This is a genomic window from Dyadobacter jiangsuensis, assembly GCF_003014695.1.
GTDB classification, from domain to species: Bacteria; Bacteroidota; Bacteroidia; order Cytophagales; family Spirosomataceae; genus Dyadobacter; species Dyadobacter jiangsuensis.
In genome coordinates this window covers 104844-128282 of sequence record NZ_PYAS01000002.1, presented here as the reverse complement: position 1 = coordinate 128282, position 23439 = coordinate 104844, and the positions used below count along the sequence as shown (strand labels likewise).

The 23439-nt window shown below is 50.1% G+C and carries 19 protein-coding genes; 16 read left to right on the top strand and 3 right to left on the bottom strand.

What is annotated here, in order from left to right; all coding sequences use genetic code 11:
- Nucleotides 1-27 precede the first annotated feature (27 nt).
- The gene (locus CLV60_RS03790; protein ID WP_106594076.1) at nucleotides 28-1869 is read right to left on the bottom strand and encodes a sensor histidine kinase; all 1842 of its coding nucleotides are present in this window, start codon (nucleotides 1867-1869) and stop codon (nucleotides 28-30) included.
- Nucleotides 1870-2038: 169 nt separating this feature from the next.
- Between CLV60_RS03790 and CLV60_RS03785 the strand changes: the two genes are divergently transcribed.
- The 16 genes from CLV60_RS03785 to CLV60_RS03710 all read left to right on the top strand — a co-directional run bounded on the left by CLV60_RS03785 (nucleotide 2039) and on the right by CLV60_RS03710 (nucleotide 20045).
- Nucleotides 2039-2878: a T9SS type A sorting domain-containing protein gene (locus CLV60_RS03785; RefSeq protein ID WP_229210806.1), complete on the top strand. Its 840-nt coding sequence runs from the start codon at nucleotides 2039-2041 to the stop codon at nucleotides 2876-2878.
- Nucleotides 2879-3036: 158 nt separating this feature from the next.
- Nucleotides 3037-3609 carry an adenylate kinase gene (locus CLV60_RS03780; protein ID WP_106594075.1) on the top strand — a complete coding sequence of 191 codons (573 nt, stop codon included), beginning with the start codon at nucleotides 3037-3039 and terminating at the stop codon, nucleotides 3607-3609.
- Nucleotides 3610-3634: 25 nt separating this feature from the next.
- A complete protein-coding gene (gene obgE / locus CLV60_RS03775) occupies nucleotides 3635-4642 on the top strand; it encodes a GTPase ObgE (RefSeq protein WP_106594074.1) in 1008 nt (335 codons plus the stop codon).
- 75 nt (nucleotides 4643-4717) lie between these two features.
- Entirely contained in the window at nucleotides 4718-7903 is a 3186-nt protein-coding gene (locus tag CLV60_RS03770) for a T9SS type A sorting domain-containing protein (RefSeq protein ID WP_106594073.1), read from the top strand.
- A 388-nt stretch (nucleotides 7904-8291) separates the two neighbouring features.
- On the top strand, nucleotides 8292-10319 hold the full coding sequence (locus CLV60_RS03765; protein WP_229210805.1) for a T9SS type A sorting domain-containing protein: 2028 nt from the start codon (nucleotides 8292-8294) through the stop codon (nucleotides 10317-10319).
- A 197-nt stretch (nucleotides 10320-10516) separates the two neighbouring features.
- Nucleotides 10517-10891 (top strand): NADH-quinone oxidoreductase subunit A, encoded by a 375-nt coding sequence (locus CLV60_RS03760; protein ID WP_090375516.1) that lies wholly within the window; start codon nucleotides 10517-10519, stop codon nucleotides 10889-10891.
- A gap of 27 nt (nucleotides 10892-10918) precedes the next feature.
- Nucleotides 10919-11461 carry an NADH-quinone oxidoreductase subunit B gene (locus tag CLV60_RS03755; RefSeq protein ID WP_015813533.1) on the top strand — a complete coding sequence of 181 codons (543 nt, stop codon included), beginning with the start codon at nucleotides 10919-10921 and terminating at the stop codon, nucleotides 11459-11461.
- Nucleotides 11462-11467: 6 nt separating this feature from the next.
- A complete protein-coding gene (locus CLV60_RS03750; RefSeq protein ID WP_106594071.1) occupies nucleotides 11468-11968 on the top strand; it encodes an NADH-quinone oxidoreductase subunit C in 501 nt (166 codons plus the stop codon).
- Between the two features lie 17 nt (nucleotides 11969-11985).
- The gene (gene nuoD / locus CLV60_RS03745) at nucleotides 11986-13212 is read left to right on the top strand and encodes an NADH dehydrogenase (quinone) subunit D (RefSeq protein WP_106594070.1); all 1227 of its coding nucleotides are present in this window, start codon (nucleotides 11986-11988) and stop codon (nucleotides 13210-13212) included.
- Nucleotides 13213-13236: 24 nt separating this feature from the next.
- Nucleotides 13237-13734 (top strand): NADH-quinone oxidoreductase subunit NuoE, encoded by a 498-nt coding sequence (gene nuoE / locus CLV60_RS03740; protein WP_106594069.1) that lies wholly within the window; start codon nucleotides 13237-13239, stop codon nucleotides 13732-13734.
- 30 nt (nucleotides 13735-13764) lie between these two features.
- Nucleotides 13765-15105 (top strand): NADH-quinone oxidoreductase subunit NuoF, encoded by a 1341-nt coding sequence (gene nuoF, locus CLV60_RS03735; RefSeq protein ID WP_106594068.1) that lies wholly within the window; start codon nucleotides 13765-13767, stop codon nucleotides 15103-15105.
- Nucleotides 15105-16625 carry a glycosyltransferase family protein gene (locus CLV60_RS03730; RefSeq protein ID WP_106594067.1) on the top strand — a complete coding sequence of 507 codons (1521 nt, stop codon included), beginning with the start codon at nucleotides 15105-15107 and terminating at the stop codon, nucleotides 16623-16625. The genes nuoF and CLV60_RS03730 overlap by 1 nt, the downstream gene beginning before the upstream one ends.
- Nucleotides 16626-16642: 17 nt before the next feature.
- The gene (locus CLV60_RS03725) at nucleotides 16643-17758 is read left to right on the top strand and encodes an NADH-quinone oxidoreductase subunit G (protein WP_106594066.1); all 1116 of its coding nucleotides are present in this window, start codon (nucleotides 16643-16645) and stop codon (nucleotides 17756-17758) included.
- A gap of 41 nt (nucleotides 17759-17799) precedes the next feature.
- On the top strand, nucleotides 17800-18879 hold the full coding sequence (nuoH, locus tag CLV60_RS03720; protein WP_106594065.1) for an NADH-quinone oxidoreductase subunit NuoH: 1080 nt from the start codon (nucleotides 17800-17802) through the stop codon (nucleotides 18877-18879).
- An 18-nt stretch (nucleotides 18880-18897) separates the two neighbouring features.
- A complete protein-coding gene (locus CLV60_RS03715) occupies nucleotides 18898-19491 on the top strand; it encodes a NuoI/complex I 23 kDa subunit family protein (RefSeq protein ID WP_106594064.1) in 594 nt (197 codons plus the stop codon).
- A 35-nt stretch (nucleotides 19492-19526) separates the two neighbouring features.
- Nucleotides 19527-20045, top strand: a complete 519-nt coding sequence (locus CLV60_RS03710; protein WP_106594063.1) for an NADH-quinone oxidoreductase subunit J family protein — start codon at nucleotides 19527-19529, stop codon at nucleotides 20043-20045.
- Nucleotides 20046-20123: 78 nt separating this feature from the next.
- On the opposite strand, the gene gcvP is transcribed toward CLV60_RS03710, so the two are convergent.
- Together gcvP and CLV60_RS03700 are read right to left on the bottom strand one after the other, a co-directional pair.
- Complete coding sequence (gene gcvP / locus CLV60_RS03705) at nucleotides 20124-23018, bottom strand: aminomethyl-transferring glycine dehydrogenase (RefSeq protein WP_106594062.1); 2895 nt, start codon at nucleotides 23016-23018, stop codon at nucleotides 20124-20126.
- Nucleotides 23019-23151: 133 nt separating this feature from the next.
- A complete protein-coding gene (locus CLV60_RS03700) occupies nucleotides 23152-23358 on the bottom strand; it encodes a hypothetical protein (protein ID WP_106594061.1) in 207 nt (68 codons plus the stop codon).
- Nucleotides 23359-23439 lie beyond the last annotated feature (81 nt).

The following is a 23439-nucleotide window of genomic DNA, read 5'->3' as shown; positions in this document are numbered from 1 at the left end:
GCAAGTTAGCGGTTACGGGCGATATTTCTAAACTATTTGCTCCTCTTTGCGGACCGGCAGCCAGATCGTAAATGTGCTCCCCTCACCCGGTTTGCTTAGCAGACGAACGGTACCATCGTGTGCTTCGACCATCTTTTTGACATAACTCAACCCAAGCCCGAAGCCTTTCACATCATGCACATTGCCGGTAGGCACACGGTAGAAAGTATCGAAAACGCGCTGCTGTTGGTCGCGGTTCATGCCTATGCCCCTGTCGGCAATGGAAATCGCGATGCCGCCGTTTTCATTTTTGGTACTGATATTCAAATACAGCTTCTCCGGTGAATACTTGATCGCATTGTCGATGAGGTTATTCAAAATATTGGAGATATGCACCTCGTCCGCCGCCACTACATCCTCCTCGGCATCGAAGTTCAGGTCTACTTCCCCTTCCTTCTGCTCGATCTGCACGCTCTGACCATTCAGTGCAGCGCCGATGAGGTCGTGAATGTTCGTTTCGGTGATTTTGAGTTTTACATGCCCTTTATCCAGCAACGCCATTTGCAGAACCTTCTCGACATGCGTTCCGAGCCGTTTATTTTCCTCGCGGATAATGCCCAGGTAGCGGTCGAGCCGTGAGCCTTTTGGGCTATCCAATAATGAGGCCGAATTCTCCTGCGCCATTTCCGCCGCCAATGCAATGGTGGAAATGGGCGTTTTGAACTCGTGAGTCATATTGTTGATGAAGTCATTTTTAATATCGGAAAGCTTTTTCTGACGCAGAATGGTCGTAACGGCCAGGTAGAAACAGGCCATAATTACGATGATCAGAATGCCCGAGCCACCAAACATCACCCCCATATTACTGAGAATATAGCGCTGCTGATCCGGGAAATACACATATAATGCGTTCTGCGCAGTCAGTGTCTCGTTCGGGAACAACGCCGCTTTGTACGACCGCTCTTCCCACTCACTCCGGCGCATACTCACGGTCGAGAAAATGAGGCTATCCGGCGATTGCCCGCGCACGGCACCCCTCACGGCAAACTCGTAAGGCAATGTGACGCCATTTTGAATCAGCTGTTTTTTCAATAATGTATCCAGCAAAAAGCGGTTCACACGCTGTTCGATCGGTCTTTGGGTGTAGACAAAATCCTTCATCACCTCTTTCAGTAGCTCCGCACGGTCGGGTTCCCCGGTACTGAGGATCGCCCGCGACTTCTGCTTGCTGCCTTTGGCGTTGTCCGGCAAGGCCACCTTCCGGTTGGCGATATTTCTGGAAACCGAATCCTTTTTTAGGAAATCGGCTCCTTTCCGACGGATTTCGGGATCTGCCATGCCGCGCATCGCATTTCCCAAACGGCGCTCGTCGTCCAGCCGGCGGCGCATAAACTCGTCGATCCCGGCCATACCATATTGCTGGGCCTGGAAAAATTCCTCTATAATGCGCTGTTGATGATCCACCATCACCCTGATATTCGGGCTGAGTACGTCGGTAGGAGCTGCTTCGGTAATGATCTGATAGTGTATTTCCTCGCCATTCGGGCCGATGGCGACCTCCATCCGCGGCTGCACGCGCGGTACCGCTTCATGAGCAGGTGTTTTGGGGGCCGGCGGAGTGGTCCGCTTCATGGGCATGTCGCGCAGCTGCGCAATGCGATCGAGCTTGCTCTTCTGCTGTTCAGCTTCGATACGGCGTTGCAGGAGGTACATCATTTCCTGCTTTTCCAGCCGGTGCACCACCTGCTGTACCGATTCCGAGACCTTCTGGTTGAACTGGTCGTTCCTGATCGCAATCGCCTCCCTGATCCAGTACCACTGAAAACCGATGAGCCCGATCAATGCGAGACACATCAGCCCTACGATAATTTGTATTTTCCGTTTGGTCATAATTTCCGCTTCCCAAATGCAACGCGGGCTGTGCTTTGCCCGACATTTTGCCAAGAACAAATTTAATGTTTCGCCCCCGGCCCAAGGTGTTTTTAACATTATTTAACAACGCCCCAAGCAACATAGCCATGGTTTTGCAATTCATTCAGACTCAAAACAAACAATGCTTATGAAAACTGTTTCAATTCAAAAACTGACATGGTCGCTGCTGCTCGTGGCGGCACCCGCTCTGCTATCCGTTGCGCAGGCCCAATCCGACAAAAAACCTAAAAAGGACGACGACGACGCAAAGACCAGCATCCGGATCAGGGTAACCGAGGATGATAACGGCAAAACCCGCGACATCGAGAAGAGTTACAAAGTGGGTGCGTTAAGCGATGACGAAAGGCAGAAATTCATCGACAAAGTGCTGGATTCATTGAACGTCGACAAAAAGGGTAAGCAAACCATTTCCATTACGGTTGATGACGGCGCCGACGGCGTGATAGCTGCCAGAAAGCGCAAAAAAGTGATCGTCGACCACCGCGATCCGCGTGAGCCGATGGTATTTCACTGGGACGGCGATTTCAAACATGACCTCGACTGGGATTCCGAGAAGTTCAACGAAAGCATGAAGTCGATTCAGAAAAATTTCGACAAAAACTTCCATCCCAAAGCCAAAATGATGATGCGCGACATGGAGGATTTCGGGAAGAATTTCGGAAAAAGCTTCGATTATGCCTGGGATAACAATGACAATGCAAAAAGCGCAAGCATCCGGTCATTGAATGCTTATACCAACAATCCCGCCGACGACGTCCTAAACCTGCGTTTCAGCGTACCGCAAAAGGGTAATGTGACGGTAACGGTCACCGACACCAAAGGCAAAGAAGTAGGTAAAAAAGAGATTCACGAGTTCGAAGGCGAGTACGTAGGCCAGGTCGAACTTAAGAAAAATACAAAAGGAACGCTGTTCGTAACGGTGGTTCAGAATGAAGATGGAGCGGTGAAAAGGGTGGTTATTCCCTGAATGGAGCCACTTTTACGATAGCGAATCCCCTTTGCCCGAAATGGTAAAGGGGATTTTTCTTGTAAAAATTATGCAACAATTTCGCAGACATCATAGTAAGAGTTGTAAATTTGCCGCTTATTCACCAATCTACCGCGACATCAATTTTTGAAGCAACTATGCTGAATCTTATACTGTTTGGCCCTCCGGGCGCCGGGAAAGGTACCCAAAGTGAAAAAATAATTGCAAAGTACAATTTGATCCACCTTTCGACAGGAGATCTGCTACGCTCGGAAATTCAGGCTGGTACAGAGCTGGGATTGAAAGCCAAAACTTTGATGGACCAGGGCATTCTGGTGCCGGATGAAGTGGTGATCGGGATGATCGACAACAAGCTGAAAGAGCACCGCGACGCGGCAGGTTTCATCTTCGACGGTTTCCCGAGAACGGTGAAGCAGGCCGAAGCATTGGACAATCTGCTGGCAAGCTACAACGAAGGCATTTCGGTGATGGTAGCATTGTCTGTTGACGACGACGAGCTGCTGGCACGCCTTTTGAACCGCGGCAAAACATCCGGCCGTCCCGACGACCAGAACGAAGAACTGATTGCGAAACGCATTCAGGAATATAACAGCAAAACAAAACCCGTTGCCGACTATTACCAGGGACAAGGTAAGTTTATCGCTATCAACGGAATAGGTGAAATCGATTTTATCTTCGGGGAAATCTCGAACGCGATCGAAGCAGCCTGATTTCTATTTTTTTCACTATACTCACATGGCCTCCTCTAACTTTATAGACTACGTAAAAATCAATGCGCGCTCCGGTAACGGCGGTGCCGGCTCTATGCATTTCAGGCGTGAAAAACACGTCGAGAAAGGTGGACCGGACGGTGGTGACGGCGGACGCGGAGGTCACGTGATATTGAAAGGCAATGCCCAGCTCTGGACATTGCTGCATTTGAAATACACCAAGCACGTAAAAGCGTTCGACGGAAAAGGCGGCGAAGGCGGGCGGCGCACGGGGGCAATCGGAAAGGATATTATTCTGGAAGTACCGCTGGGCACGATCGCCAAAAATGCCGAAACCGGCGAACAGCTTTTCGAGATCACCGAAGACGGGCAGGAAATGATCCTGCTCCGCGGCGGACGTGGCGGAATGGGTAACGACCATTTCAAATCGGCGACCAACCAAACGCCCCAATACGCTCAACCCGGTGAGCCCGGCAAAGAAGAGTGGTTCATTCTTGAACTGAAAGTACTGGCCGACGTGGGTCTGGTAGGCTTCCCGAATGCGGGCAAATCCACATTGCTGTCGGTCGTCTCGGCCGCCAAGCCCGAAATTGCCGATTATCCCTTCACAACCCTTGTACCGAACCTGGGCGTAGTACCTTACCGCGATTACAAGTCTTTCGTAATGGCCGACATTCCGGGTATTATCGAAGGTGCTTCACAAGGCAAAGGACTTGGTTTACGGTTCTTGCGGCACATCGAACGCAACTCCATCCTGCTTTTTATCGTACCTGCTACCAGTGAGGACATCCAGGCCGAATACCAGACGCTGGTGCAAGAGCTGCGCTTATATAACCCGCAGCTGCTCGACAAAAACCGCCTGCTGGCTATCTCCAAAATGGATGTAATCTCTGAGGAAGAACGGGTTACATTACAAGAAAATCTACCAAACGGTATCCCAACGCTTTTAATTTCTGCAATAACCCAAGAAGGTATTGAACAATTAAAAGACAAAGTATGGGAAATGATCAATTCACCGTTCCCCGTACAATAATAATTTCTTGAAAGAGGCAACCTTTCGATGCAAATTGTGTGTCCAAGTAGTTATTTCAAAGAATTTATAGTCACCATGAGACACTATCTACCGTATTTCTATCTGGTAGTATTTAGTATTATTTCCTTTACCGCATACGGACAAATCAGCATTGATTTCCCTTCGGACCGTATCGTACTTCAGCGAGACAAAGCTAATAACGCGAACATCAACATTGCAGGCAGTTACACGCAGCCTGTCGATCGTGTCGAAGCCAAAGTATCTGCGCTGGCACCCAACCAGGGCAAAGACAAAGACTGGACCAGCCTGAGCGACGCCAGCATTAAAGGAGGTTTTTTCTCTGGCTACATTACTGCCGAGGGCGGCTGGTACCGCCTGGAAGTAAGAGGCTGGAAAGGGGACCAACTGGTGGGGTCGAAAACCGTCGAGCACGTCGGGGTAGGCGAAGTATTTCTGATCGCCGGGCAATCCAATGCGCAGGGTTTTGAAGACCCCAAATATAACAACCAGGGCGCACAGGACGATCGTGTCAACTCCATCAATAACTACGAAACAGGCGACTATCCATTTGAATTGCCGGAGCGCCCATCTTTCCATCATATCGACGCTCAAAGCCGCATTTCTCCCCGGGGACCTGCCGCATGGTGCTGGGGGCGCCTGGGTGATCGCCTTGCATCGCGGCTCAATGTCCCGATTTTGTTTTTCAACACGGGCTGGACTGGGATGGCTTCACGCAACTGGAAAGAAAGCATTAGCGGCCCGACCGAATCGGTCTACGCGTCAGTTTGGATTAAACCTGACGGCATGCCTTATGGTAACCTGCGCAATGTCATTCAACGATATACTCCAATTACTGGCCTGCGCGGAGTGCTGTGGCTTCAAGGCGAGGCCGACAATTTTGCAGAAACGTCAACCGACAGGTATTTTAACGAGCTGAAAACCGTCATTGAAACGAGCCGCAACGAATCAGGACGGAATATATCGTGGATGGTATCCCTTACTTCCTATGACAATGGACGCCTCGTCGATGTGAACGTTACCAATGGACAAAGGCAGGTTATCCTTAATGTACCGAATGTTTTCGAAGGGCCTAACACCGATGTTATCCAGATTCCCCGCGAGGATGGCGCCCCCAATGGCGTCCATTTTTCCGGTGACGGCTTAATGCAGCTTGGCGATGCCTGGTCCAATTCCCTCACGGACGATTTTTTTGCAAAGTCCGAGCCCTACCAGGCTCAAAGACCGCTCAGAATTACCGTAGATTGTGCCGGGAACGGTAATGTGACGATCAACGCCGATCCGGTTGGATTGAACTCGTTCAACTGGAACAACGGACAATCTTCCAGCAGTGTAACGGTCGGTAACGGAACCTACTATGTGAAAGCGCGCGATGATAAAGGCAATTACATTTTCTCGCCGGAAATCCGTGTAAATGAGCAAATTCAGCCCAACCAGCCGACGGTGACTATCGAAGGTAGCAACCCGGTTTGTATCGGTAATACGGCTACGCTGGTATCAAGCACTTCCACAAATGCAGTCTGGAACACGGGCGCTACGGGCGACCGTCTCCCTGTCACCACAGGAGGCGAGTACTTCGTCACGGTCAAAAATATTTACGGCTGTGAGTCTACTTCTCAGAAAGTAGCCATGCAGGTGCTCAATTCACCATTGCCGGACAAACCGAAGATTTCTGCCTCTGGCGCACTCACTTTCTGCCAGGGTGGAGAAGTGAATCTGACTTCGGACTCAAAAGTGAAAAGCGTCTGGTCCAACGGCGCGAATAATGCCACTATTACCGTTGTCAACTCGGGCGACTTCCGTGTAAGAGCGCTAGACAACGTCGGCTGCTTCTCTCCTGAGTCGGATCCCGTAACTGTGAAGGTAAACCCGCTTCCTGCCAAGCCTTCGATTTCCCTGAGCGGAGAAACGACATTCTGCGACGGCGGAAACGTTACGATGACTTCCAGCTACGATTCAGGAAACATCTGGAGCACCAATGCTACTACGAAATCCATTGCGGTAACCACTACCGGGAAATTCACCCTGAAGCAAAGGGATGGAAACGGATGCGAATCCACTTCGGATGAGGTGAATGTGAAAGTTAATCCGCTCCCTGCAACACCCACCGTCACAGCGCTGCGCGCTACCACGTTCTGCGAACGCGACTATACCACATTGCGCAGCAGTGAAGCGTTTTCCTACCAGTGGAGCAACGGCTCCACCGACCGCGAGATCGAAATACGGTCATCAGGCAATTTTACAATTTCGGCAAAAGACGAAAACGGCTGTATTTCGCCCGTTTCTCCGGTCGTTGTCGTAGTGATGAATCCATTGCCGCCTACGCCGGCGATCACCGCTGACGGTCCGACCACATTCTGTGCGGATCTGAGTGTGAACCTGGTTTCAACGAATGCTGCCGGGTATTTATGGAGCAACGGCGTTTCTTCTCAAACACTGAAAGTAACCGCTGCCGGAACTTACTCCGTGCAAACGATCAATGAGTTTCAATGCTATTCAGATCCGAGCAACCAGATATCGACTCAAACGCTGGCACTACCACCAGCGCCGGCGGTGACAGCATTACAGCCCACTACATTCTGTGACGGCGACACCATTATGCTGAAGGCTGCCAACGGCAATCAATTTTTCTGGAACAACGGCCTGGAAGGCGAAAGCATTGAAGTTTTCGCAACGGGCGATTATTCCGCCCGCATTCAGGATGATCACGGGTGTTACTCGCCTTATTCCGCAGCGGTGGCCATTGATGTGAAACCAACACCAAGCGTGCCTGTAATCCGTAAAACCGGCGTTTACACCCTATTTGCGGAAAACAACCTGAATGCCGGTGATCACGTATGGAAATATAACGACGAGCAATTACCGGAAACCGGCGCGACCCTTAAGGCCGTGAAGGCGGGTAATTATGTCGTCAATAACACCATTGTGTACAGCGCAACGCTCACATGCTATTCCGATTTCTCAGAGCCGTTCCTGTTTTATCTTGACACAAATAACCCGGGTTTTGTAGCTTATCCCAACCCGAATGCCAGCGAAAGAGTGACCGTCGAGACATTTGCTAATCTGGTGAATGCCGATGTTCAGATCATCGACAGCCGGGGTATCATCCACCGGACTTTCCGTGTGCAAAAGTTCGATCGCCCGCAATATTTCAACCTGACGGGTCTGTCGAGTGGCGTGTATATTATCCGCGTGATTTCGGGGACTTTCAGTGAGACGCAAAAGCTGGTCATCGCCAAATAGGCAAATGAGCTGCCCGGGTGCGCCGGGAGGACGAAGCGTTGCATATCCCACGCTTCGTCTTTTTTGTATTTTAAAATGTAAGGGCCCCAAACCGCAACACGCCGTGTAAACACCCGATTGATCAAAAAAACGGAATAGTGATATTTTAGCGAAAATATTCCATTACATTTGTGACCGTTTTGTAATTGAACACTTTAACAAAATTATACTTCGTTAGAGCTCAGAAACTTTACCTGTATCAGAATTCCCAATGCGTAGTAGATTTATTCTTCCGGTAATGGCCAAAGTGTTGTTGTTAATTTGTATTTTTTCATCAGCAGCATTTTCCCAAGAAAAATCCCCCATCAGAATTACTTCCCCCGTTTTTCAGTCTGTCTACCAACGAAACATGGCTGGTCAGAGGGAGATTCAGGTGACAGGTACATTCACCATGCCTGTTGAAAAAATTGAGGTGAGGGCGGTGCCGGTCATTCAGGGGCAGGGTCTTGAAACACCCTGGGAACCTTTGCAGGTCGCTCCCCAGGGCGGCGTTTTCTCCGGAACGATTACGCTCCTAGGCGGCTGGTACTCCCTGGAAGTTCGGGGCGTGTCTGACGGAAAGGTCATAGGCCGCGATGTTCTAAGCCGTTTTGGTGTAGGTGAAGTTTTCCTCATCGCAGGGCAGTCGAATGCACAAGGTCTCCGGAATTACCCTGGACCGTCCGCCAACGACGACCGCGTACTGTATATTTCCAATTACAGCAACGACTCCGTCGACAACCTTACCGATCCTACTCCGGCTGAGTTTAGCAAAATCAATCAGAACCTCGATATTATGTCGCCGCGCGGGCAGTCTGCCTGGTGCTGGGGTATCCTTGGTGACCTCCTCGTTCAGAGACTGAACGTGCCTGTCGTATTTATCAACACTGCCTGGGAAGGCACATCGATAGAAAACTGGGCGAGCAGTTCAAAAGGCTTGCCCACCAAAAATATGTACGGCGGTTTTGTGTATGCTCCCGAAATGCCTTACGCCAACCTTCGCATTGCTGCACGCAACTATGCCAACCAATATGGGGTTAGAGCCATTCTCTGGATGCAGGGCGAAACCGACGCATTGTATAAGACGCCACGTGCCAATTACAGCCGTGACCTTCAGTCGATCATGAACCGCCTCGGTGCGGATACCGGCAAACGACTTACCTGGGTAATTGCCCGTACCTCACGGACATCCGCTGGATTCAATATTGAATCGGACATCAACCCGGAAATCGTTGCCGCGCAAAACGCTGTACTCAACACGGATTTCAACCCTACTTATCCGGGGCCTGAAACAGATCCCCTCGTACCTAACCGCGGCGATGGCACGCACTTCGTGGGCAAGGGCGTGAATGACAAAGAAGGAACCATCAGAGCTTTGACGATCCTGGCGAATGCGTGGTTCGGAACACTGGATGCCAAGTTCTTCTCCACCGTCACACCGGTTAACCCGGTAGAGGTGCCTGCTGTAACGGCAGCTTGCGTTACCGACAACAATGGTGTTACCCTAACGCTCCCCGCAGGTTACGCTTCTTACAAATGGAATACCAGCGAGGTTTCCAGCTCGATTAAGGTTTCAAAAGCCGGCACGTACCGCGCAACCGTAAAAGATGCTTCCGGAAACTCCATCCTGACGCCGCTCATCGTGTTGGAAAACGATGCGAAGCCGGTACAACCGAGCATTATCCAGCAAGGCCAGCAGCAGGCGTGTGCGGATTCTACATTCCAATTCTCCGTACAGAATGGCGGCGAAATATATAGCTGGTACAAAGAAGGCTCCAATACGGCCATTGCGACGGGAGCATCTGCCCGATTGGGAGAAAGCGGCAACTATTTTGTCAAAAGCCGGAATATTTTCGGGTGTACTTCCGACAACTCTTCGGCTTCCTCGCTGATTATCCGTGCTAAAATAACCAAGCCGACCATCGAGCCGTCCGGACCATTCAGCGTCTCGGCGAGCATTCCCGAAGGCAATGAAGTGAATGAAGTATTCTTGTGGAGACGCCCCGGGTCCGAAACCGACACAACAGCTTCACTGGTTAAAATCCTCAAATCAGGGGTTTATACCACCAAAGCGAAAGTGACCTACACCATCGGCAGCAACAATCTGGTTTGTTACTCCGACACCGCTTCCAGAGAGTTCAAAACCAATGAGCAAAACGAGGTGGTGATTTACCCGAATCCAAGCCAAGGCGCCTACATTTACATCGAGTCACGGGACAATGTGAAAGATGCGGCGATTGAGCTTTTCGACATCCGCGGCAACGTAATCAAAACGACTTCTCCGCAGCTGCTCAGCGGCCGGATGCAGATCGATGTAAGCCTGTTACCGACGGGCAAATACATTCTCCGTGTAACCGGCCAGGGACAGAGTCTCACGAAGCAAATTGTGATAAGATAAATATTCCTTCTTGATTAAGTACTAAATAAGCCCCGCCACCACGGGGCTTATTTAGTATGATACTAATTAGACAAAACAAAAAGGAAAGAATTTGATTGATAAATTTGCAAAGCCTAATTTTGAGAGACGGGGAGGAATGTAACCCGCTGGCAACAGTTTTTTTCGCATTCCTGACCCTCTGTAACCGGATCATAATAATGAAAAACGAATATCTCCCTTCCGATTATTTGCCCATCATTGTGCAATTTTTGCTCGCCGCCGGCTTCATTGGTGGCACAATGATTGTCACTCACCTTATCGGTCCGAGCCGCAAAAGCAAAAAGAAAGACGATCCGTTCGAATGTGGTATTGAGTCAGTTGGTGACGCCAGGACGCCCATTTCCGTGAAGTACTTTCTGGTGGCGATTCTCTTTGTTTTGTTCGACGTGGAGGTGATTTTCATGTATCCCTGGGCAGTTAATTTCAAAGGCCTGGGAATGTTCGGATTTGTAGAAATGTTGTTGTTCATGGCCCTTTTGCTGTCCGGTTTCTATTACGTGATCCGCAAGGGCGTACTGAACTGGGAGGAATAGGCTTCGAACATTGAAATACAAAGAATTATGAAAGAAGTAAAGATAGTGGAGGCTCCGCAGGGACATAGCGGATCCGGTTTTTTTGCAACTTCATTCGACGAAGCGATCGGTCTGGCACGCAGTTACTCACTCTGGCCGTTGCCTTTCGCTACCTCATGCTGCGGAATCGAGTTCATGGCCACCATGGGCGCGCATTACGATATTTCGCGTTTCGGTTCCGAACGCCCGAGCTTCTCGCCACGTCAGGCCGATTTGCTGATGGTAATGGGAACCATCGCCAAGAAGATGGCGCCGGTTGTGAAGCAGGTTTACCTTCAAATGGCTGAGCCCCGCTGGGTAATGGCCGTTGGCGCATGCGCGTCGAGCGGCGGGATTTTTGATACTTACAGTGTATTGCAGGGTATCGACCGCATTATCCCAGTGGATGTATACGTACCCGGCTGCCCGCCGCGTCCGGAACAAATCATCGATGGCCTGATGCAGATCCAGTATCTGGCACAGAACGAAAAGCTTCGCCGTCGTAATACCGACGAATACCAGGAACTATTGGCATCATATAATATTCAGTAACCCCCTATGCTTACTAACCAGGAGGTAGCCGAAGGGCTTTTGGAAAAATTCGGTGATCAGGTTTTCGACTTTGAGGAGCCATATGGTTTGTTGACGCTCTCAACGACCCGCGAAGAGATTCTTCCATTGATGGAGTTCCTGAGAGATCATAAGAACTACCAGGTCATATTCCTCACCGACATTACAGGTATCCAATATCCTGAAAATACCGGCAAGGAATACGTGGTGGTTTATCATATGCACAGCTTCGTGCATAACTTCCGCATCCGCATTAAAGTGGCCATTCCGGCTGCCGATATCCACATTCCGACAGCGACCGGCCTTTTCGCCAGCGCCAACTGGATGGAGCGCGAAACCTACGATTTTTTTGGTATCTTGTTTGACGGGCACCCGAACCTGAAACGTATTCTGAACATCGAGGAAATGGATTACTTCCCGATGCGCAAGGAATATCCGCTGGAAGATGCGACCCGTGAAGATAAAATTGACGCCCTTTTCGGCCGATGATCTATATTGAGTAAGATATGGCAGATATTGAATTATTACCGCATAATGTTCCTTCTCAAGGCGAGTTGCCTGAACTCGTAGAAGAACTGACCACCCTCAACCTCGGCCCGACACACCCAGCTACCCACGGTATTTTCCAGAACATCCTGAAAATGGATGGCGAAAAGATCGTTTCGGGCGAGCAGACGATCGGTTATATCCACCGGGCATTTGAGAAAATTGCCGAAAGAAGGCCTTTTTACCAGATCACCACGCTGACCGACCGCATGAACTATTGCTCCTCCCCGATCAACAACCTGGGATGGCACATGACGGTCGAGAAGCTTTTGGGGGTGGAAGTTCCCAAGCGCGCGCAGTACATCCGCGTGCTTATGATGGAGCTCGCACGCATTACCGACCATATTATCTGTAACAGTATTCTCGGCGTGGATACCGGCGCATTCACCGGCTTCCTGTATGTGATGCAGAAGCGCGAAGAAGTGTACGAAATCTACGAGGAAGTTTGCGGCGCGCGCCTTACAACCAATATGGGCCGCCTCGGTGGCATGGAGCGTGACCTTTCGAGCACGGCTATCCGCAAGATTAAGGAATTCATCAAATCTTTCCCTCCGGTACTCCGGGAGCTCGAAAAGCTGCTTAACCGTAACCGGATTTTCATGGACCGGACGATTAATGTAGGCCCTATTTCAGCGGAAAGAGCATTGTCATACGGCTTCACCGGCCCCAACCTGCGTGCAGCGGGCGTGGATTATGACGTGCGCGTGATGAACCCGTACTCCTCTTACCAGGATTTTGAATTCGACGTCCCTATCGGACAGAATGGTGATACTTACGACCGTTACATGGTCCGTAACGAAGAAATGTGGCAAAGCCTCCGCATCGTGGAGCAGGCCATCAACAACCTTCCCGAAGGACCTTATTACGCCGATGCCCCCGAATACTACTTACCTCCGAAAAACGAGGTTTACCGTAATATGGAGGCGCTTATTTACCATTTCAAAATTGTAATGGGTGAAATAGACGCACCGGCAGGCGAAGTTTACCATGCTGTGGAAGGAGGAAACGGCGAGCTGGGCTTCTACCTGATCAGCGATGGCGGCAGGGCTCCGTACCGTCTGCATTTCCGCAGACCAAGCTTTATTTATTATCAGGCATACCCTGAAATGTGCAAAGGCTCATCACTGTCGGATGCCATCCTGACGATGAGTAGCCTGAACGTAATTGCAGGTGAACTGGACGCTTAAAGTTTGTTAAAGACCTATTTAGAAATGACCGAATCACCTAATCTGGTTGCGTTCACACCCGAACGACTTGAAACAGTAAAAGAAATTATCGCACGTTATCCGGAGGGCCGCCAAAAATCGGCTCTCTTACCCGTTTTGCACGTGGCCCAGGAACAATGGGGCTGGCTGAGCAGCGAAGTAATGGATTATGTAGCCGGTATTTTAGATATAAAACCTGTCGAGGTTTACGAGGTTGCTACCTTTTATACCATGTACCACCTCGATCCGGTTGGCACGCATGTGATCGAATATTGCCGTACAGGACCTTGCTGCTTAATGGGCGGTGAAGATGTGTACGGACACCTGAAAAAGAAACTGGGTATCGAAGCGGGTGAAACCACTGCCGACGGCAAGTTTACATTGAAAGAAGTAGAATGCCTCGCCGCATGCGGCTGGGGGCCTGTTTTCCAGATCCGCGAGCAGTTCTACATGAACCTGACCAACGAAAAGGTCGACCAAATCATAGAAGATTTAAGTAAATAAGCTTTCAGGAGCTGAAAATATTATCCTCAAATGGCTAGAAAAATTTTAACGGAGCATATTAATGTCCCCGGTATCGAAACCTTCGATGTTTATCGCAAACAGGGAGGCTATACTGCCGTTGAAAAAGCTATCAAAACCATGACCCCGGAAGAGGTGGTGGAAGAAGCAAAAAAATCAGGCGTGCGCGGTCGTGGTGGCGCTGGTTTCCCGATGGGAATGAAATGGGGCTTCCTGGCCAAGCCCGAGGGTGTTCCCCGTTACCTGGTATGTAATGCCGACGAATCGGAGCCGGGTACTTTCAAGGATCACCATCTGATGAAATGCATTCCTCACCTGCTGATCGAGGGTATGATCATTTCCAGCTTCGCGTTGGGCGCCAACAAGTCGTTCATCTACGTGCGCGGCGAGCTCATGTACGTGATCCGCATTCTGGAAAAAGCGATTGCCGAGGCGAAAGCGCAAGGGTTTTTAGGTAAAAATATCCTTGGCTCGGGTTACGACCTTGAATTGGTCGTGCAGCCGGGTGGTGGCGCTTACATTTGCGGTGAAGAAACCGCATTGCTCGAATCACTCGAAGGAAAAAGAGGTAACCCACGCAACAAGCCGCCATTCCCTGCGGTGAAAGGTCTTTACCAAAGTCCTACCGTGGTGAACAACGTGGAGTCGATCTCCAATATGCCATGGATTATCAACAATGGCGGCGATGCTTATGCACAAATCGGGATTGGCCGGAGTACCGGTACCAAGTTGATTTCCGCATCAGGCCACATTAAGAAGCCGGGCGTTTACGAAATCGAGCTGGGTGTGAGTGTGGATGAGTTTTTGAATTCGGACGAATATTGCGGTGGTATCCGTAAAGGGCACTATTTGAAAGCATTGGTGGCAGGCGGTTCGTCTGTACCTATTCTTCCTGCCAACCTCATCACGAAGACCGCAGCAGGCGAAGATCGTCTGATGACGTACGAATCGCTGTCGGACGGTGGCTTCGCAACGGGTACCATGCTGGGCTCAGGCGGATTTATCGTTTTTGACGAAACAGCCTGTATCGTTCGCAACACCTGGAATTTCTCGCGTTTTTACCACCACGAATCCTGCGGACAATGCAGCCCGTGCCGCGAAGGAACAGGCTGGATGGAGAAAGTCCTCCACCGCATCGAGCATGGCCATGGCAGCATGCACGACATCGATTTGCTCGTAGATATTTCAAAGAAAATAGAAGGTAACACCATTTGTCCGCTCGGCGATGCCGCAGCCTGGCCGGTGGCCAGCGCGATCCGCCATTTCCGCGACGAATTTGTGTGGCATATCACCCACCCGCAGGAGGCAACGCAGCCCGGCGCAGTTTATATGGGTGAAATGGTATTGGGCTAATGATTGTAAGAGGTGGTCTTGTTTGGGTTAAAGACAGAATTCTGTTACTATCGGCACTGTTCGGGTTGCTAAGCGGCCTTGCATTGCTAGTAGTGAAAATGCAGGCTGTATTCAGTTATTCACCCGACATTTCCGGCAGTGAAGCCAGTGCGATCGCCGCTATTCAGCTCTTGCTCGACGGCCAGGACATTTATACCGATCCTGAAAAAGCGCCGTTCCGGCTGACGCAGTACACACCGCTATATTTTACCATCGTGACATTCCTTGTGAAACTCACGGGATGGGCGAGCACCGACGTTCACAAGATTTATGTTGCCAGTCGCCTTTTATCAAACTTTTTTACCATAGTCACCTTGAGTACAGCGGGTTATTTCATTTACCGGGTCACAAAGAAAAAGGTCGCCGCCCTGCTTACCGGGTTGGTGCTCTTTCATATTTTGTCGTTCTGGTTTCTGACTACATCCCGTCCTGACAGCCTGCTGGTGCTTCTGACCACGCTCTTTGTCATATCAGTGTATTACGCGTTGGAGAACAGGGATCAGAAATTGTGGTTTCTGGCTATTTTCATCGGTGTTTCGGCATTTTTTGTCAAACAAAGCGGAGCTATACTACCTATTGCGGCGGGCGTTTACTGGCTGATTAAGCGGGATTTCGTAATGTTCCTGAAACTCACCGGCTTCGGGATTCTGGCATTCGCGCTCTACCTCGCGATTCTTCCCATTAATACTATCGAGCTGTTTTTTCTCAACATTGTCGGTGGCGTAGCAAACTCTACCAGCTGGGGCTGGTTCTACGACTGGACATTGCAGCATTGGCTGTTACAATTTGCGGCGCTCATTGTGCTTAATGCCCTCGTAAGCGCATATACCCTATATCATCACCCTACCGGCTTTCATCTTTTTCTGGTGATCGCCTCTGCCCTGTTTTTCCTTTTTGCGACTATGACCGCATTTAAAATCGGGGCCGGGGTTGGATACTACCAGGACTACCTTATCGTAGCGGTAATTCAGCTGGCGCTGTTCTTTTCAATGCCCAATGATTTTTCAGGATTGAAAACAGGTTTTACCAAAGCCGGCCTCGCGCTTTTCCTGGCATTCACATTCCTGCATTGCACTTTGTACGTCTTTATGAAATACAAAGCGAGCGCGGTTTACAATTTCGAAAGGCTGTACATTGAAGACCGTAAAGTGGCTGAATATCTGACCAAACAAATGGGCCTGAAGCCTACGGAACATGTGTACATATGTCCTTCCTCAGAGAATTTCCAAGGGTCTTTTTTAAGTTTGTTTCTATATAAAAATAATTTGATTCCTTTCACCGATCTGGTTTACCTTGCAGACCAAAATGGGACGTTCAATTATGACGTGTTCAGAAGGATGGTAGATGAAAGGGAAATTCGTTACGTGATTTCACCAAAAGGAAAAGCTCCTGCAAACATTTTGGGCTATAACTTTGCGAATACGCTGAAATATAGAACTACAATGGCTTCGTTCGACATATATGAAGCCGACAGGAGATAGCATAATGTATTACTGACATGGAAGAAGTTAAACCCCAATTGTTGAAAATTACATTCGATGGCATCGAGGTCGAAGTAGAACCCGGGACTACCATTATGCAGGCGGCGCGGAAGATCGCCGAAGCGGATGAGAGCCAGGGGCACCTTGTTCCGCCTGCGATGTGCTACTATAAACCGCTTCCGGTTTCCGGAGGTAAATGCCGTGCGTGTCTGGTAAAAGTATCGGCAGGTTCCGCGAAGGACCCACGTCCGATGCCAAAGCTGGTCCCATCTTGTATCACACAGGTTCAGGATGGAATGATCGTGGAGAACACGACCAACCAGGCTGTACTCGATACCCGCAAGAGCATTGTGGAATTCCTGCTGATCAACCACCCGCTCGACTGCCCTATTTGCGACCAGGCCGGTGAATGTCATTTACAGGATTTCGCATTTGAACACGGTTCGGTGAAAACCCGCTACGAAGAAGAAAGAAGAACCTTCGACAAGATCGATATCGGTCCGCACGTGCAGCTGCACATGACGCGATGCATTCTTTGCTACCGTTGCGTGTACACCGCCGACCAGATCACCGACGGACGCGTACATGGCGTCATGAACCGCGGGGATGCTTCGGAAATCAGCACTTACATCGAGAAAGCCATCGATAACGACTTCTCAGGAAACGTGATCGACGTTTGCCCCGTAGGCGCATTGACCGACAAGACATTCCGTTTCAAAAACCGTGTGTGGTTCTCGAAACCCGAAGATGCGCACCGCGATTGCGACAAATGCTGCGGTAAAACGACCGTCTGGTACCGTGGCGATGAAATCATCCGCGTGACTGCCCGCAAAAATACCTGGGGTGAGGTGAATGACTTCATTTGCAATACCTGCCGTTTTGAGAAGAAAAAAACCAGTGACTGGGTACTGGAAGGACCTACCAAAGTGAAACGGAGCTCTGTAATTTCTGCCAACAAATACCGCAAAGACCTGGTGGCAAAACCGGATTTCGCACTGAAACTGGCAGCATCACAGTTCAAGCAAATCGACGATTCACGGCCATACGTGACCGACGAGGACACGATCCGTCACCAAAGCATCGAGAATAACGATAAGGCCAACCACCGTTCGTTGGCAGCCAACAATAATTAAGAGAATCAGTAGTCAAAGCAGCCGGATAAAATTGCTTTCAAATGGATTTAGTAGAATTTCTTGTTAAAACCGTAACCATCGTTGCCGTTTTCGGGCTAACGCTCCTCATCGCCATGTACTCTACATGGGCTGAAAGAAAGGTAGCAGGTTTCATCCAGGACCGCAGCGGACCTAACCGCGCGGGTTGGGGCGGACTTTTGCAGCCGCTTGCCGATGCCGGTAAAATGTTCTTCAAAGAGGATTTCATTCCCGCATTAGCCAACAAATGGCTCTTTATCGCCGGCCCTAGCTTGGCGATGCTCACGGCATTGCTGGCGAGTGCTGTAATTCCTTTCGGTAGCACATTCCGCATTGCAGGTCATGAGGTGGCATTGCAAGGCGTTGAATCGAACATTGGTATCCTTTATGTATTCGGCGTTGTGGCGCTGGGTGTATACGGTATCATGGTCGGTGGCTGGGCTTCCAACAACAAATTCTCGCTTCTCGGAGCGATCCGCGCGGCTTCGCAGAACATCAGTTACGAGGTAGCCATGGGCCTCTCGCTCATCGCGATCCTGATGATGAGCAGCTCGCTTTCATTGGGCGAAATCGTGGCACAGCAGCACGGTATGAACTGGAATATCTTCTACCAGCCGCTGGGTTTCATCATTTTTATTACCTGCTCCTTCGCAGAATGTAACCGCGTGCCTTTCGACCTTCCCGAGTGCGAAACGGAGCTTGTAGGTGGTTACCACACCGAGTACGGCAGTATGAAGTTAGGTTTCTACCTATTCGCGGAGTATATCAACATGTTCATCTCTTCGGCGATCATTTCCGTGCTGTATTTCGGCGGTTACAACTACCCCGGAATGGATTTCGTGTATGCGCAATTGGTGAAATCTTTCGGCCCGGATACAGGTCATAACATCGCAACATTGATCGGAACGGCTGTTTTCTTCGGAAAGGCATTGTTCTTTGTGTTCTTCTACATGTGGGTGCGCTGGACAATCCCGCGTTTCCGCTACGATCAATTGATGAACCTGGGCTGGAAAAAGCTGATCCCTCTTGCTATTTTTAACATTATTATCACCGGTGCAGCTGTGCTTTTCTTGAAGCCTGTGATCACCGCGTGGTTGAATTAATTCCAAAATCGTATTGCCATGCAATTGACAAATCGCTCAAAGCAAGTAAGCAATAAAGAAATGACGCTGGCGGAACGCGCCTACCTGCCTGCTATTGCAACAGGTCTGGCGATTACGATCAAGCACTTTTTTTCGAAGAAAGTAACGATCCAATACCCGGAAGTGAAACGGTACCTGGGACCGGTTTTCCGTGGACGACATATCCTGAAAAGAGATGCGGAAGGCCGCGAGCGGTGCACCGCCTGCGGGTTGTGCGCAGTAGCGTGTCCTGCGGAAGCTATTTCAATGGTAGCAGCCGAGCGCGAGAAAGGTGAAGAAAACCTGTATCGCGAAGAAAAATACGCAGCAGTGTATGAAGTGAATATGCTACGCTGCATTTTCTGTGGCCTTTGCGAAGAAGCTTGCCCGAAACAGGCAGTATACCTGCGCCACGATGAGTTCGTTCCGGTATTCACCGAACGCGACCAGGTGATCTGGGGTAAAGACCTGCTCGTGGAAGATATGAACAACCGCTACACCCGTGAGGCCTGGACCAAAGAAGAAGCGCGTGCGCTGGATGCCAAAAGAGCCAGTGGTGAGGTCACCAACGTTGTTCCCCGAGCTATTCCCTGATTGGTAAACCAAGACTGTCAGCAGTTACTAACATTATGAATTCAGCAGTATCATTTTTTTACTTTCTATCCTTCCTGACCATCCTGAGCGCGGTGATGGTCGTGGTATCGCGTAACCCCATTCACAGCGTTCTGTACCTGATCCTGACGTTCTTCACGCTCTCGGGGCATTATATCCTGTTGAATGCCCAATTCCTCGCGGCAGTGAACATTATCGTTTACGCCGGGGCTATCATGGTACTTTTCCTGTTCGTGATCATGTTCCTCAATATGAAGCAGGACCAGGAGGAAGCTAAGACGAATCTGACCAAAATAGCCGCTACGATCGTCGGCGGGACGGTTTTCGTGATCCTTTTCGGTGCTTACCGCAAAACCGCTATCGAGCCATTCAATCCACAAACCTACGATTCGCAGATCGGGATGATCGAAAGCCTCGGTCATATGCTTTTCCGGGATTACCTGTTGCCATTTGAGCTTGCGTCGATCCTTTTGCTTGTAGCGATGGTAGGAGCCGTGTTGCTAGGTAAAAGAGAGATTGGCGAACGCCACTTCTAGTTTAGACTTTTATTTCAAGACATAAAAAATGGAGATGCCCTTTCGGACATCTCCATTTTTGTTTTATCAGCTTCCGGATCAAGCTTCTTCCACTTCTGAATAGGCTTCAACCGGGATACATGAGCAAATCAGGTTACGGTCGCCGTAAGCGCTGTCGACGCGGCTTACGCTTGGCCAGAACTTGTTGAAGCGCAGGTAAGGCAGCGGGAATGCGGCTTTTTCACGGCTGTAAGAGCGCGTCCAGTTTTCGCTCAGCAATACACGTGAAGTATGCGGTGCATTCTTCAAAACGTTGTCTGTACGGTCTGCAACTCCCTCTTCTACCTCACGAATCTCATTGCGAATCGCGATCATCGCGTCACAGAAACGATCCAGCTCCGCTTTCGATTCAGATTCCGTCGGCTCGATCATCAATGTACCTGCAACCGGGAACGAAAGGGTCGGCGCGTGGAAACCGTAGTCCATTAAACGTTTCGCCAAATCCTCGGCTTCTACGCCAGCCGCCTTGAATCCACGGCAGTCGACGATCATTTCGTGCGCACAGCGGCCATTTGTGCCGGTGTAAAGCACTTCGTAATGTCCGTTCAGGCGCTCCTTAATATAGTTTGCATTCAGGATCGCGAATTTAGTAGCATTCGTAAGCCCCTCGCCGCCCATCATCGCGATGTACGCATAAGAGATTGTCAGGATGCTCGCGCTGCCGTAAGGTGCCGCAGAAACTGCTCCGGCTTGCCCGTTCGGCAAATGCTCAGGCTGGGTGCTGAAATTCACGTGACCTGGCAGGAACGGCATCAAGTGCTCCGCAACGCCGATCGGCCCTACGCCGGGGCCGCCGCCGCCATGAGGGATACAGAATGTTTTATGCAAATTGAGGTGGCAGACATCCGCACCAATGCTCGCCGGACTTGTCAATCCAACCTGTGCATTCATATTCGCGCCGTCCATATAAACCTGCCCGCCGAATGAATGGATCATCGAACAGATTTCGATAATGCTTTCTTCGTAAACACCGTGTGTTGATGGGTAAGTTACCATCAAACATGACAAGTCGTCGGCGTGTTGCTCTGCCTTTGCACGCAAGTCCTCCACATCGATGTTACCGCGTTCGTCACATTTGGTCACCACCACTTTCATACCGGCCATGACAGCGGATGCGGGGTTGGTACCGTGTGCCGACGACGGGATCAATGCCACATTACGGTGAGCATCGCCGCGGCTCTCGTGGTATGCACGAATGGCCATCAGACCAGCATATTCACCTTGTGCGCCAGAGTTCGGCTGGAACGACATCGCTGCAAAGCCAGTGATCTCACAAAGCCAGGTGTTCAATTCACTCACTAGCTGCCCGTAACCGCCTACCTGGTTGGTTGGTGCAAAAGGGTGAATACCGCCAAATTCCGGCCAGGTAAGCGGGATCATTTCGGCAGTGGCATTCAACTTCATCGTACAGCTACCCAGCGAAATCATGGAATGTACCAAAGAAAGGTCTTTGTTTTCCAGCGATTTCAGGTAGCGGAGCATTTCGTGCTCCGTATGGTGCGTGTTGAAAACCGGGTGTGTCAGGTATTCCGACGTTCTCGCCAGATTCTCAGGAAGCGAGAATTCAAGATCCTCATCGATCACCATTTCGCCCTGGAAGCCCGAAACTTCTGCGAATACATTCAACAATGCAATAACATCGTCAAACGTCTTAGCTTCATCGAACGAAACCGAAAGGCTTTCGTCACCATGGTATTTCAGGTTGATACCCCATTTCAACGCCTGCTCACGCAGCTTGCGCGTCAGTGGCGTGTTGATCGTTACGGTGTCGAAATAAGTTTCGGTAACAACCTCATAGTTGAATTTCTTCACTGTATCCACAAACAGGCGGGTAAGGCCATGCACGCGCGCCGCAATGCTCTTGATCCCCTCAGGTCCGTGGTATACCGAATACGCGCCGGCGATAACGGCCAGCAATACTTGCGCAGTACAGATGTTGGAAGTCGCTTTTTCACGACGGATATGCTGCTCGCGCGTCTGCAAAGCCATACGCAATGCGCGGTTGCCTTCGCCATCCACCGATACACCGATGATACGGCCCGGAATCTGGCGCTTGAAGGCATCTTTCGTCGCAAAATAAGCCGCGTGCGGGCCGCCGTAACCCATTGGTACGCCGAAACGCTGCGAAGAGCCGATTACAACATCAGCTCCCATTTCGCCAGGCGATTTGAGAAGCGTCAAGGCGAGCAGGTCTGCCGCAACTGCTACGGAAATGCCCAATTCATGAGCAGAAGCAATAAAATCGGTATAATCGATCACCGCGCCGTCGGTAGCGGGGTACTGAACGAGCGCGGCGTAAATATTTTCGTCGGTTAGATCAACCGTCGCGTGGTTACCCACCACCACATCAATGCCGATAGGCTTCGCACGGGTGTAGATGAGGTCGATTGTCTGCGGGTGGCAAAGCTCAGAAACAAAAAATGTGTTGGCTTTCTTTCTCGAAGCACCCTTCACGGCGTGCAGCATAGTCATCGCCTCAGCTGCTGCGGTTGCTTCGTCGAGCAATGATGCATTCGCGATTTCCATGCCGGTCAGATCCGTCACAACCGTCTGGAAGTTCAGGAGCATTTCGAGGCGTCCCTGCGCGATTTCCGCCTGATAAGGGGTATAGGCGGTGTACCATGCCGGATTTTCGAGGATATTACTCAGAATAACGTTCGGTGTGATGGTGTCGTAGTAGCCCGTGCCGATGTAAGATTTCAGCACCGCATTCTTGGAGGCAATTCTTTTGATGTATTGTAAAAACTCCTGCTCCGATTTGGGCCTCGGCAAATTCAGTGGTTTTTGTAGACGAATCGCAGAAGGCAGAGTCTGGTCGATCAGTTCATCCACTGACCCGGCTCCGATGGTCTTCAACATTTCCTGCAATTCCTGTTCATCTTTACCGTGGTGACGGTTTTCAAACTTGTCCTGGTTTCGAAGATTAACTTTCATTCAAGTTAGGCTGAGAATGCCGCTTTATTTGGTGATTTTAAAATACAAAAGTAAGCAAATCCAACCAAATCTCTCAGAGATTGATGGCTATGCTTACTCTTGAATATGTACAAAATGTATGAACGGGAAGTTCCTAGTGGTTAGGGCAGCCGCAATCGGTTTTTCTTTTGAAGATTCCGAGAAATTTCTTGGACCTTGGCTTCTTGTAACCTTTGTATTTTTTCTTCTTACCAAACAGTTCCACTTTGGTGGCATCGGGCGTCGCCGAAACCGTCTGAAAACCTGAAATACTGCAAATCAGAGCCAGTACCAGGAGCCAGGGAGTGATTTTCTTTATCATGTTCGTTGCGATGGATCGTCAAAGGTTATTAATGCAACGGAATGCGCGCCGTTTTCGGTATGCATTGTGCCAACCCTTTCA